This window comes from Salicola sp. Rm-C-2C1-2 (genome assembly GCF_040196175.1).
Taxonomy (GTDB): Bacteria; Pseudomonadota; Gammaproteobacteria; order Pseudomonadales; family Oleiphilaceae; genus Halospina.
Map to the genome: position 1 here is coordinate 485,522 of NZ_JBEFNF010000001.1, position 11,262 is coordinate 496,783.

Annotated in this window: 10 protein-coding genes and 1 tRNA gene; 6 read left to right on the forward strand and 5 right to left on the reverse strand. The window is 60.7% G+C overall.

The features are described 5' to 3' along the window. Positions 1 to 64 precede the first annotated feature (64 nt). The gene (locus AAF659_RS02200; RefSeq protein WP_349750060.1) at positions 65 to 559 is read right to left on the reverse strand and encodes a hypothetical protein; all 495 of its coding nucleotides are present in this window, start codon (positions 557 to 559) and stop codon (positions 65 to 67) included. Positions 560 to 642: 83 nt separating this feature from the next. Here AAF659_RS02200 and AAF659_RS02205 point away from each other — a divergent pair, with 83 nt between their 5' ends. Together AAF659_RS02205 and AAF659_RS02210 are read left to right on the forward strand one after the other, a co-directional pair. Next, positions 643 to 1,941, forward strand: coding sequence for a M18 family aminopeptidase (locus tag AAF659_RS02205; protein ID WP_349750061.1), 1,299 nt, complete (start codon positions 643 to 645; stop codon positions 1,939 to 1,941). 11 nt (positions 1,942 to 1,952) lie between these two features. Beyond that, on the forward strand, positions 1,953 to 2,615 hold the full coding sequence (locus tag AAF659_RS02210; RefSeq protein ID WP_349750062.1) for a haloacid dehalogenase type II: 663 nt from the start codon (positions 1,953 to 1,955) through the stop codon (positions 2,613 to 2,615). Positions 2,616 to 2,619: 4 nt separating this feature from the next. Here AAF659_RS02210 and AAF659_RS02215 read toward each other — a convergent pair. The 3 genes from AAF659_RS02215 to AAF659_RS02225 all read right to left on the reverse strand — a co-directional run bounded on the left by AAF659_RS02215 (position 2,620) and on the right by AAF659_RS02225 (position 4,762). After that, positions 2,620 to 2,695: transfer RNA gene (locus AAF659_RS02215), tRNA-Asn, on the reverse strand. 20 nt (positions 2,696 to 2,715) lie between these two features. Continuing rightward, positions 2,716 to 3,753 carry a lipase secretion chaperone gene (locus AAF659_RS02220; RefSeq protein ID WP_349750063.1) on the reverse strand — a complete coding sequence of 346 codons (1,038 nt, stop codon included), beginning with the start codon at positions 3,751 to 3,753 and terminating at the stop codon, positions 2,716 to 2,718. Between the two features lie 61 nt (positions 3,754 to 3,814). Next, positions 3,815 to 4,762 (reverse strand): esterase/lipase family protein, encoded by a 948-nt coding sequence (locus AAF659_RS02225; RefSeq protein ID WP_349750064.1) that lies wholly within the window; start codon positions 4,760 to 4,762, stop codon positions 3,815 to 3,817. Positions 4,763 to 5,009: 247 nt separating this feature from the next. Between AAF659_RS02225 and AAF659_RS02230 the strand changes: the two genes are divergently transcribed. Continuing rightward, a complete protein-coding gene (locus tag AAF659_RS02230; RefSeq protein WP_349750065.1) occupies positions 5,010 to 5,987 on the forward strand; it encodes a YheT family hydrolase in 978 nt (325 codons plus the stop codon). Here AAF659_RS02230 and AAF659_RS02235 read toward each other — a convergent pair. Next, entirely contained in the window at positions 5,984 to 6,673 is a 690-nt protein-coding gene (locus tag AAF659_RS02235) for an arylesterase (RefSeq protein WP_349750066.1), read from the reverse strand. The two genes, AAF659_RS02230 and AAF659_RS02235, sit on opposite strands and share 4 nt — an antisense overlap. An 89-nt stretch (positions 6,674 to 6,762) precedes the next feature. Here AAF659_RS02235 and AAF659_RS02240 point away from each other — a divergent pair, with 89 nt between their 5' ends. From AAF659_RS02240 to gabT, 3 genes are all read left to right on the forward strand, one after another. Then, the gene (locus AAF659_RS02240; protein WP_349750742.1) at positions 6,763 to 7,395 is read left to right on the forward strand and encodes an ABC transporter ATP-binding protein; all 633 of its coding nucleotides are present in this window, start codon (positions 6,763 to 6,765) and stop codon (positions 7,393 to 7,395) included. Beyond that, entirely contained in the window at positions 7,392 to 9,878 is a 2,487-nt protein-coding gene (locus AAF659_RS02245; RefSeq protein ID WP_349750067.1) for an ABC transporter permease, read from the forward strand. The genes AAF659_RS02240 and AAF659_RS02245 overlap by 4 nt, the downstream gene beginning before the upstream one ends. 75 nt (positions 9,879 to 9,953) lie before the next feature. Then, positions 9,954 to 11,231, forward strand: a complete 1,278-nt coding sequence (gene gabT, locus AAF659_RS02250) for a 4-aminobutyrate--2-oxoglutarate transaminase (RefSeq protein ID WP_349750068.1) — start codon at positions 9,954 to 9,956, stop codon at positions 11,229 to 11,231. The last annotated feature ends 31 nt before the right edge of the window (positions 11,232 to 11,262 follow it).

The following is an 11,262-nucleotide window of genomic DNA, read 5'->3' on the forward strand; positions in this document are numbered from 1 at the left end:
AATTGCCGGTGATTGTCGCCCACCTGGAGCGTGCTGTCGTCGAAACCGGTCACAAAGTCCGTGTTCAGCCGGATGAATCCGGATCGGTCAGTCCCTCTTCCCGAGCCAGCAGAAGCTGGGCATAGACGGCGTTCTCCGCTACGGTGGCGTCCAGAGTTTCGCGTTGGATAATGTCCTGGTAACGGTCATTGAGGCTTTCAAAGCTCTCGTGATGAAGCAGTGCGGTCATGGGTGCAAGCTCGAATCCGGCCTGGATACCCAGCGCCTCACATAGAAAGTCCAGCAGCTGGTCATCCGGGTCCAGTCCGTCCGAGAAGACGGTGGTCTCGCCCAGATCTTCGTTCATCTCGCGTAACACATCCACTGGCGCTGCGCCCTTTTCCCGGAAGAACTCGTCGTCCAGGAGGCGCTCGTCCAGGTCGTCCGCCAGCCAGTCGTCCTCTGGGCGTATGATGACGTATTTGATCCGGCCATCACTCAAGGACCAGGCCACAGCTGTGGGAAACAGCTGGGGGCCGTTGTCGTCGTATTCGAATTTGAGAAACTGAGGAATCCGCATGGGGGTTTTATCCTGCGCTATGCTGTTGGGAGCCAATGGTAAACCCGCACACTTTCTGAGGCGAGATGCAAACGGGAGTCCGAATGGAACTGAATACTTTCAATGAGGGGCTGCTCGAGTTCCTGGGCCAGTCCCCGACACCCTGGCATGCCGTGGGCAATATGACTGCCATGCTCGAGGCAGCTGGATTCCGGCAGCTTGATGAGGGTGAGGCCTGGTCCCTGCAACCGGGCGAGGGCTATTACGTGGTGCGCAACGGCTCGGCGCTGGTGGCGTTCCAGACCGGGCAGCGATCGCCGGTGGAAGCGGGCTGGCGCATGATGGGCGCCCACACGGACAGTCCCTGTCTGCGCATCAAGCCCAATCCCGAGATTCGGCGCAATGGCTGCCTGCAGCTCGGTGTAGAGGTCTACGGCGGGGCGCTGCTCAATCCCTGGTTTGATCGGGATCTTTCAATGGCAGGGCGAGTGACCTACGAGGATGATCAGGGCCGGAGGCGGGACACGTTGGTGGACTTCCGTCGGCCGGTGGCGGTTATCCCCTCGCTGGCGATCCATCTGGACCGGGAAGCGAACAGCAACCGCAGCATCAACAACCAGCAGCATTTGCCGCCGGTTACCCTGTTAACCGCCGAACACCCGGAAACGGATTTCTGTCAGCTTCTGGCGCAGCAGCTGCGGGCCGATCAGCCTGAGATCAGTCTGCGCCGGATTCTGGAACACGAGATATGTCTTTATGATACCCAAGCGCCGGCCCGGCTGGGCATGGCCGGGGAGTTCATCACCTCGGCGCGGCTGGATAATCTTCTGAGCTGCTGGGTCGGGGTCCAGTCGCTGCTGTCGTCGGATGGCTCACAGCCTGCACTGGCGGTGTTCAATGATCATGAGGAAGTGGGCAGCATGACGGCTGAGGGCGCCCAGGGCCCTCTTCTGGAGTCCGTTCTGCAGCGCTGGGTGGAAGGTGAAGATCGCCATCGGGCGCTGGCCCACTCCATGATGATGTCCGTGGATAACGCCCATGCCATTCATCCGAATTATGCGGAGTACTACGACGACGCCCACGGCCCAGTGATGAATGAGGGGCCAGTGATCAAGATCAACCGTAATCAGCGCTACGCCAGCAGTACGCGGACCAGTGGCCTCTACCGCCATCTGAGCGGGGAGCTCGGCGTTCCCTGTCAGACCTTCGTGGTCCGTTCCGACATGGGCTGTGGCAGCACCATCGGGCCTCTGACCGCCGCTGGTATCGGTGTCAGTACGCTTGATGTGGGCGTTCCCCAGCTGGCCATGCACTCCATCCGGGAAATGGCTGGTGAGCGTGATGCGCATGCGCTCTACCGCGTGCTGCGTCGTTATTTTGGACTGGACAGTCTCTGGGACTGAGAGAGGCGGCAATGACTTTGACCCTGGCATTCGATGTGTACGGCACGCTTGTGGATCCGTCGGGCATGGTGTTTTATCTTCGGGAGGACGCCGGGGATTCGGCGGAAGCGTTATGCCGCCACTGGCGGGAAAAGCAGGTTGAGTACGCCTTTCGGCGGGGCCTGATGCGGTATTACGAGGACTTTGGTACCTGCACTCGTCAGGCTCTGCGGACCGTCTTCCGGCTCCATGGGCTGGCCCTGCCACCGGATCGGGAAGACGCTCTGATCCAGCTTTACCTGACGCTGCCGGCATTCCCGGATGCGCTGGAAGGGCTCAAAGCCGCCGCCGGTTATCCTCGCTTCGCGTTCTCAAATGGCACCTATCCAGCCCTGGAGAAACTGCTGGGGCATGATGGGTTGAGTGAGCATCTGGACGGCGTGGTGTCCGTGGATGATATCCGTAGCTTCAAGCCGGACCCAGCGGTGTACGCCTATGCACGCCGTGCCACGGGAGCGTTTGATTCGCCGCTGTGCCTGGTCTCCAGCAACAGCTGGGATGTGATCGGGGCTCGTGCCGCAGGACTGATGGCGGTCTGGGTGAAACGTGATCCGGGCATGGTGTTTGAGGATTGGGGCATTGAGCCCAATGCGGTCATCAGTGATCTGACCAAGCTCCCAGGCGTTCTGGGCTGAAGATTGGCTCCCCGAGCTGGGCTCGAACCAGCGACAACCTGATTAACAGTCAGGTGCTCTACCAACTGAGCTATCGGGGAACGTCGAAAGAGGGAGAATATTACCCATCCTGCCTGGAGGCGTCAATCCGGGTTAGCGCTTTGGCACGGCGGCGTTCCGCATCGGAATCGAACAGTTCCGTGCGCAGCTTCTCGATTGCCTGCTGTCGGTCGGCGTTGGTCAGATTGTTATTGTTCAGGAGGCGCTTTTTACGTTGCTGGTAGCGTTTCAGCTGGCGCTCCCACTGCCCGCGCCTATCATCCAGCTTCGCCAGTTGATTGGCTGCCTTGGCCCCGAGCTCGCGCGTGCGCAGAGCATGGATTGTGGCATCGCTGGCGCCGTCTTCGCGCATCCGGCGTGTTTGTTGCCGCAGATTGGTGTAGGTACGTGACCGGTCCCGCACACGTTGCACGTGTTCCGGAAGTTGGTTCTCAAGTTTCTTTAAGCGATTGCGTTTTTCAGCGGTACTGAGGTCCGGGTTGGACTGGATCCGCTGGCGGGCCAGCTGGTTCTCGAGCCTCTGCTGTTCGCGCCCGAAAAAACCTTTGGCCATGGCCTCCCCGAGATGACTACGGCGCAGCTGCTTCAGCTCTTTAAGCAGACTTCTCATCCGCTCCGGACTTGATCCGCCGCGCCGCGCTTGCAGATTGGCCGCAGCGTTGCGGTAACCCAGATAGCGATCAAGCGCTTCCATGACGTCCTTACGGATTGCTTCTGGGATGTCCTTGTCCATCATGGACTGGCGCATGCGTTTCCGCATCAGGGCTTCATCCTCGGCTGACTGGGTAAGACCGATGAAAAAGTCCATGAAACGACGCAGGTCCCGATCAAAAACCAGGTTCCCATTGATGTCCACGCGGATAGCGCCGTCAATGGCGATCCCTTCGACGGTGTCTCCCAGGGGCAGCTCCGTGCTTTCGGGTTGGATCGGTTCGCGGTTTGCGTCAGCAGCCGGCGCTGATCCGGTGGCTTTGACAGTGGTCACTGAGCCTTCCGGACGCGGTGTTTCCGGGCTTTCCGGCTGCAGCAGGAGAAGGCTGAATCCGAAAGTGGCAGTGCCGGCGATTAGACCGGCCCAGAGCCCATGCTTAATGCCCATATCAGAGTACCCCGCTGATCCCGGCCCGTGGCGGGCCGGGATGTGCTCTGGAAGGCTGGGATCAGAGCCCGGCCTGCTGCAGTCGGTTGGCCTGCTGGCGGTAAAGCTCGACCGGATCCGCCGCGTTGCGCGAGGTCAGGCCGAACAGGTGGTTCACTGTGTCCAGGTGGTTGAGCTTATACCCGGTGCTGATGACCTGGCCCAGCTTCATGCTGCAGGCCGGAACAAGGCCGTCATTGGCCTCGTCGATCAGGGTCCCGGTAGCGGCCAGGAGCGAATCGCTGATGTCGACCAGATTGGTTTTGACGTCGCTGCCACCCCAGGAGTAATACCGGACCCCGTTCACTTCCCGGGCACCGTCATTGCCACAGTATTCGGATGGAACCCCGGCAGGGAAATCCTGATTAAAGGCCACACTGCCGTCAGTGCTCAGCGATTCAATGGCCGCCCCGGTATCCTGCGGCAGATTGGCGCCCGAGACGCCATCCACGATGCTGAACACAATGTCGCCCAGCCCGTCGAGCTCACCACTGGCCGCGGCGTCGGCCACAGGGGTTCCCCAGTTGACGCCGCTTACGCTGGTGGCTGAAGCCACCAGATCCGGCGCCACGCCGGCTACGTAGCGTACCGTTGGTCCACCATGGCTGTGGCCGATCAGGTTCACTTTGTCGGCGTCTGTAGTGGCAACGATTTCCTGAACCTGAGCCAGCAGCTGCTCGCCACGTACTGCAGTGGCATTCGCTGCCGAGACCTGGGGAACGTAGACGTCCGCACCATCCTCGGCCAGTGCGCCGGGAACACCATTGAAATAGTCAACGATCCCGAAGAGGTCGTCGAAGCCGGAGAGTCCGTGCACAAGAACGATCGGGTGCTCGGTTTCGGTGTAGCCGCGGTCGTCGCCCCAGCTGAAGACGCTGTCGAACAGGCCCGCAGTTGCGGTGCTGGCTGCAAAGGTCGCGGCTAATGCTGTGCTGGTAATAAGGGCTGTGCGCTGTTTGCGGAAAGTCATATCGGTTTCCTTGTGCTTGTTGTTGTTGGTCGAATAACCGTTCTATGTGGCAGGTTAGTGTTATCAACTAACTGCGCAGATTCTATACAAGCACAGGCAACAGCTGCGGTCATTGTTACGAGCGCAACCATGTTGACTCGAGAGGGGGTAAAAGGGGATTTTTTTGTAATAGAGTGATGTGCTTCACAGCCGATGAGCGTTTAAAAGCACTTCCTGTAATGCGGGGCCAGCCGATACACTCTTGGCCATGACGCATAAAAACGGTAGTACTGATCAGTTTCAGCCTCCGATCTGGCTTCGTAACCCCCATCTGCAAACAGTCTGGCCCACGCTTTTCCGCCGGATTGACCTGGCACCGGATGCCACGGAACGGCTGCAAACCCCGGATGATGACTTTCTGGATCTGGATTGGTATCAGCGCGGTAATAGCCGCCTTCTAGTGCTCAGTCATGGTTTGGAGGGGTACAGTCGTCGCCCCTATATGTTGGGGATGGTGCGCGCGGCGTTGGCCAATGGCTGGGATGTGCTGGCGTGGAATTTCCGGTCCTGCAGCGGCGAGATGAACCGCCAGCCGTGCTTCTATCACAGTGGTTCCAGCGACGATCTGTCGCTGGTGGTGGAGCGTGCACTGGCCTGGTCACTGGCGTATGAAAGCGTAGCCCTGGGCGGGTTCAGCATGGGGGGCAACGTCACCCTGGTTTATCTGGGCCAGCAGCAGGCGTTGCTGGATCCACGCATCCGCGGGGCTGTGGTTTTCTCTGTCCCTTGTGATCTGGCCGGCAGTGCGCGTGAACTGGCGAGACCCGCCAACCGTTTCTACATGAGCCGTTTCATGGATGAGTTGCGGGCCAAGGTCCGGGCCAAACAGGCGCTCTACCCGGATCTTATCCCGCTGGAGGGGGTGGATCAGATGAAAACCTTTGCGGAGTACGATGACCGCTACACCGCACCCCTGCACGGGTTCCGCGATGCTGAGGATTACTGGTATCGCTGCTCAAGTACTCGCTTTATGGGTGGAATACGGGTACCGGCGCTGATTGTGAATGCCGCGGACGATCCCTTTCTGGGCGCGGGCAGCTATCCATATGCGGAGGTGATGGACAACCGCCAGCTCAAGCTGGAGGTGCCGCCCCATGGCGGGCACGTCGGGTTTGTAGGGGATGAGCGTAACGGCCAGTACTGGTCCGAGTGGCGCGCCATGCGGTTCCTGGAATCGCTGGACTAGTCGGCTTTTTCCAGCAGGGGGTGCAGCGCATCCCAGACGCGGTTACGGATCAGCGGTTGTGCCTCTGCCGTGGGGTGAATGCCATCCTCCTGCATCATGCCCTGGCGATTGTGGATGTTTTCAAGCAGAAAGGGTATGAAAGTGAGGTTTTTCTCTTTTGCCAACCTCCGGTATTGGCTGCGGAAAGCATCGGTGTAGGCGCGCCCGTAGTTGGGCGGAATCTCAATGCCCACCAGAAGCACCCGCGCGCCTTCACTGCGGATGCGTTCAACCATGCGGGCCAGGTTGGATCGGATGGCGGACGGATCCTTGCCGCGGAGCCCGTCGTTACCCCCGAGTTCCAGGACGACCAGATCCGGAGACTGGGTTTCAAGCATCCGCTCGATCCGACGCAAGCCGCCGTCGGTGGTTTCACCGCTGATGCTTGCGTTGACCACTTGCCATGTGGGCGCCTGCTTGGCGATGCGCTCCTGCAAAAGGCTGACCCAGCCGTTTTCCTCTTCAATGCCGTAGGCCGCGCTCAGGCTGTCGCCGTAGATCACGAGGGTATTCCCCTGCGCCAGCATGGGCAGTGCGAGTAGAAAGGCGGCTATGAGCGCACGCGCGAATGAACCCGAGAAGCTGTGGAGCGTATTGTTTTTGTGTGTACCACGCAGAGCGTGGCGATTACTATCTACTGTTGTCATAAAGCAAGTGGAGACCATGGGTGAGCAACGCGACTGATGCAATCATAAGGGCCCAGAACCTGAGTCACCAGGTCGGCGTGGGTGAAGAGATGCTCACCCTGCTGAGTGATATTGATTTCAGTGTGGCTACTGGCGAATCAGTAGCGATCCTGGGTCGCTCGGGCTCGGGAAAGACAACGCTGCTGGGGCTGCTGGCCGGACTTGATCTGCCCACCGGCGGTACCGTGGACTTGGCCGGCGAGCGCATCAGTGCCATGGATGAGGACAGCCGGGCACGTCACCGTGCCAACCGCGTGGGCTTCGTGTTCCAGTCCTTCCAGTTGCTGCCCACCCTGAGTGCGCTGGAGAACGTGCTGCTGCCGCTGGAGCTGGGGGACGTCAGGGATGCCTCCGGCCGGGCAAAGGAACTGCTCGAACGGGTCGGGCTGGGTGAGCGTCTGGGGCATACGCCCCGGCAGCTGTCCGGTGGGGAACAGCAGCGGGTGGCCATCGCCCGGGCCTTTGCTGCCAATCCAGCCGTCCTCTTCGCTGATGAGCCTACAGGCAACCTGGACACCACCACGGGGGAGCAGATCGCGGATCTGCTCATGGTGCTCAACGCAGAGCAGGGCACCACCCTGGTACTGGTAACCCATGACGAGGAGCTGGCCGGACGCTGCAACCGGCGCATCCGTATGGATGCCGGCCAGCTGCTTGAGCAAGACACGGAGTCCGCTCCATGAGTGGTGTGCACCGGCTCGGCTGGCTCTCACGCCGGGACTGGCGCCAGCGCGATGTGCGCGTGGTGCTGGTCTCGCTCATGGTCGCTGTGGCGATTGTGGCCACTATTGGTTTGTTTGCTGAGCATCTGCAGCGCACCATTATGAGCTCGGCGAGCGAGTTCCTGGCGGCAGATCGGCAACTGGAGGCGTCCCATCCCCTTCCGGATGAGTTTCGGCGTGAAGCGCAAAACCGGGACCTCGCGACTGCCCGTCAGATTTCGTTTGCCACTATGCTGCAGGGCGGGGACGCCATGGAACTGGTGCGCGTTCGGGCAGTGGATGATGGCTATCCTTTGCGTGGCGAGGTCGAGATCCAGTCAGCACCTGGCGGACCAAGGCGTATGGTGGCCCATGGCCCGGGCCAGGGTGAGATCTGGGTGAATGCGCGGCTTCTGAGACTTCTTGATGTGGAAGTCGGAGACAGTGTCGGTGTAGGTGATGCGAGCTTGCGCGTTGCCGGTATCCTGGTGCGCTCTCCGGATGCCGGCTTCGATCTGGCGGCGCTGGCGCCCCGGGTAATGATGCACCACGCGGATGTGGAAAAAGCCGGGGTGGTGCAACCGGGGAGTCGGGTAACCTATCGGGAGCTCTACGCCGGATCGGAATCGGATCTCAAGGCTTTTCAGCAGTGGCTTGAACCGAAGCTGACCTCGGGCCAGCGCTGGCGCAGTGTGGACGATGGTCAGGCCGGTGTCTCGGATGCGCTGGAGCGGGCCGAGCGATTTCTGATGCTGGGCGGCAGTCTGGCGGTGCTGTTGGCGGCGGTAGCGGTCGCTGTGGCAAGCCGCCAGTACGCTCTGGGCCAGCGCGATACCGTGGCTCTGCTCAAGACTCTGGGGCTCGATGGGCGCACCATCGGCTGGCTCTATCTTCTGCGTCTCGGTCTCTGGGGAATCGTCGGCACTGGCCTGGGGCTGTTGCTGGCGCTGCCGCTGTTCGCGGTGCTGGCCCACATCGCCAACCGTTTTCTCGACGACCCGGTCGCCTGGCAGGTCGCTCCATCAGCGCTGCTGCCGGCGCTGGTAACGGCCTTTGTGGCGCTGTTCGCCTTTGCCTGGCCGCCCATCCAGCGCCTGCGGCGGGTAACGGCCATGCAGGTGCTGCGGGCAGCGCCGGGCGAGCAAGGGCGTTGGATCCTTCTGGACCTGATGATAGCTATAGTGGCAATTTTTGGGTTGCTTTGGTTCTATAGCGGCGAAGTATGGCTGGTACTGGCGCTTCTGGGTGGGCTGGCGGCGCTACTGGCGGTATTGACGTTGCTGTCAGCTGGCCTGGTGAGTGTGCTCGGTCGCATCCGCGGTGGCAACCGCGCCTGGCGCCTGGCACTGGTGGCTCTGTATCGCCACCGGCGCTCGGGGCTCGCGCAGATGTCGGTCTTTGCCATGGTTCTGATGCTGGCGGCGACGCTATTCCTGACCCGCTCCGCGCTTTTGGAAGACTGGCATCGCCAGCTGCCTGAAGACGCCCCCAATCATTTCCTGATCAATATCGCGCCAGACAAGGTGGATGAGGTCGGCGACTTTCTGGAAGACCATGGTATGAGCTTCGAGGCTTTGTATCCCATGGTCCGGGGGCGTCTTGTACGGATCAACGGCAAACCAGTGCGCCAGGCGGTATCCAAGCATGAGTCCATCGGCGCCCTGAACCGCGATCTGAACCTCACCTGGATGCAGGAACTGCCTTCGGATAATGCGCTTGAGCGTGGCCAGTGGTGGGGTGAAAGCGGTGGCGAGGGCGTCTCTGTTGAAGCTGAGCTGTATACGGAAATGGGGCTCTCAATGGGGGATGCGCTGACCTTCCGGGTGGGGGCGCAGGAGGTTACCGCTGAGGTACGCAGTGTGCGCAGTGTGCAGTGGGAGAGCATGCGCCCGAATTTCTTCATGGTCTTCGCACCCGGCAAGCTGGATGATCTCTCCGCCACCTGGCTGACCAGCTTTCATCTGGATGAGGGGCGCAAGGAGCTGCTCAACGAGCTGGGTCGCACCTTTCCGGCGGTCTCCATTCTCGAAGTGGATCATTTTATCGAACGCATCCGCAGCATTATCGCCCAGGTAACCCGGGCCATGGAGGCACTGCTCAGCATGATTCTGGTCTCGGCATTGCTTGTAATGGTCGCAGTAGTGAGTGCCACGCTGGGCGCACGCCAGCGTGAGGGCGCGCTTCTGCGGACTCTGGGAGCTAGACGGGGACTGCTGGTGGGCAGCAGCATGCTGGAGTTTGCGCTCATGGGACTGATCGCGGGCGTCCTGGGGGTGCTGGCGGCGGAGTTGGCCGTTTGGGCGCTGCAGTACCGCCTGTTCGAGGGCAGCTTCCGGCTGCACGTGGAGCTGTGGCTGGTGCTTCCGCCCGTAAGTGCGCTGGTTCTGGCGCTGATGGGGCGGTGGCAGCTGTCGCCGGTGCTCAATGTCTCGCCCATGCTTTTGTTGCGCCGTCTGGAGAGCTGAGCCCGTGGAAAAACATCGGGCGAGTCTGCATACTATCAGGGTAGCTATCCCCAAAATCCTGGAGGGAGAGATTTGATGAACAACGAGCAGCTTCAGGCTCTTAAAGAGAAATACGTCGCCGCTGGTGGTGCCAGCCCCAACAAACAGTTTGCCGACCACGCGGAGAACGCGCAGATCTGGGACGCTGACGGCAAGCGCATGATTGATTTTGCCGGTGGTATCGGCGTACTCAACCTCGGTCATCGCCATCCGCGGGTGGTTGAGGCGGTCAAAGGCCAGCTCGACAACCTGATGCACACCTGCCAGACCGTGATGCCCTATGCGCCCTATGTACAGCTCTGCGAGAAGCTGAGCAATGTTGTGCCGGTGCGCGGTCATGGCAAGGTTTTTCTGGCCAACACCGGCGCCGAAGCTCTGGAAAATGCCGTGAAAATCGCCCGTGCCAGCACCGGGCGCAGCAACGTGATCTGCTTCACCGGCGGTTATCATGGTCGTACCTTCATGACCATGGCAATGAACGGCAAGGTTCATCCTTACCAGACTGATTTCGGCCCCATGCCGGGCGGCGTCTTCCGCGCGCCTTACCCAGTGCCGTATCACGGCGTAAGCGAGGAGGAAGCACTCCGTGGTCTTGAGGCCACCTTCAAAGCGGATTCCGCGCCCCAGCACACCGCCGCCATCGTGATTGAGCCGGTTCTCGGCGAAGGTGGCTTCTACGCTGCGTCAGCGCAATTTCTGCAGAAGATCCGCTCCATCTGTGACGAGCACGGCATCCGTATGATCGTGGATGAGGTCCAGTCTGGCTTCGGTCGTACCGGTCAGATGTTCGCCATTGAGCACAGTGGCGTTGAGCCGGACATGGTGACCATGGCCAAGAGCATGGCTGACGGCATGCCGATTTCCGCGGTGGTCGGTACCGACACCATCATGGACAGCTCCGGGGGCAATTCTCTGGGCGGCACTTATACCGGTAATCCGCTGGCCTGTGCTGCGGCCAATGCTGCGATCGATGTGTTTGAGGACGAGGACATTCTGGGCAAGAGCCGTGCTCTGGGTGCGCGACTTGAGGAGCGCTTCAACGACTGGTATCGGCGTTTCCCGCATGTGGATAATGTGCGTCGCGTTGGCGCTATGGCGGCCTTCGAACTGGTGAAGAGCCGTGATACCCATGAGCCGGATGCCGAGATGGCGGCCGCCATTGTGGGCAAGGTCAAGGAGAAGGGTCTGATTCTGCTCAGTTGCGGTATGTACGGCAACACCCTGCGTTTCCTGATGCCGGTCACGATCGAGAACGAGGTGCTCGAGGAAGGGCTTGGATTGATTGAAGAGGCGCTGACCGAGGTCCACGGCTAAGCGCCTCCCCAGAATCGTAAAAAAAGGGGCT

Excerpts from the sequence above, each read along its gene's own strand:
- AAF659_RS02240 (WP_349750742.1), top strand. The coding sequence starts at position 6,763 with ATGCTCACCCTGCTGAGTGATATTGATTTCAGTGTGGCTACTGGCGAA.
- AAF659_RS02245 (WP_349750067.1), top strand. The coding sequence starts at position 7,392 with ATGAGTGGTGTGCACCGGCTCGGCTGGCTCTCACGCCGGGACTGGCGC.
- AAF659_RS02235 (WP_349750066.1), bottom strand. The coding sequence starts at position 6,673 with ATGACAACAGTAGATAGTAATCGCCACGCTCTGCGTGGTACACACAAA.
- gabT (WP_349750068.1), top strand. The coding sequence starts at position 9,954 with ATGAACAACGAGCAGCTTCAGGCTCTTAAAGAGAAATACGTCGCCGCT.
- AAF659_RS02210 (WP_349750062.1), top strand. The coding sequence starts at position 1,953 with ATGACTTTGACCCTGGCATTCGATGTGTACGGCACGCTTGTGGATCCG.
- AAF659_RS02200 (WP_349750060.1), bottom strand. The coding sequence starts at position 559 with ATGCGGATTCCTCAGTTTCTCAAATTCGAATACGACGACAACGGCCCC.
- AAF659_RS02225 (WP_349750064.1), bottom strand. The coding sequence starts at position 4,762 with ATGACTTTCCGCAAACAGCGCACAGCCCTTATTACCAGCACAGCATTA.
- AAF659_RS02220 (WP_349750063.1), bottom strand. The coding sequence starts at position 3,753 with ATGGGCATTAAGCATGGGCTCTGGGCCGGTCTAATCGCCGGCACTGCC.
- AAF659_RS02205 (WP_349750061.1), top strand. The coding sequence starts at position 643 with ATGGAACTGAATACTTTCAATGAGGGGCTGCTCGAGTTCCTGGGCCAG.
- AAF659_RS02230 (WP_349750065.1), top strand. The coding sequence starts at position 5,010 with ATGACGCATAAAAACGGTAGTACTGATCAGTTTCAGCCTCCGATCTGG.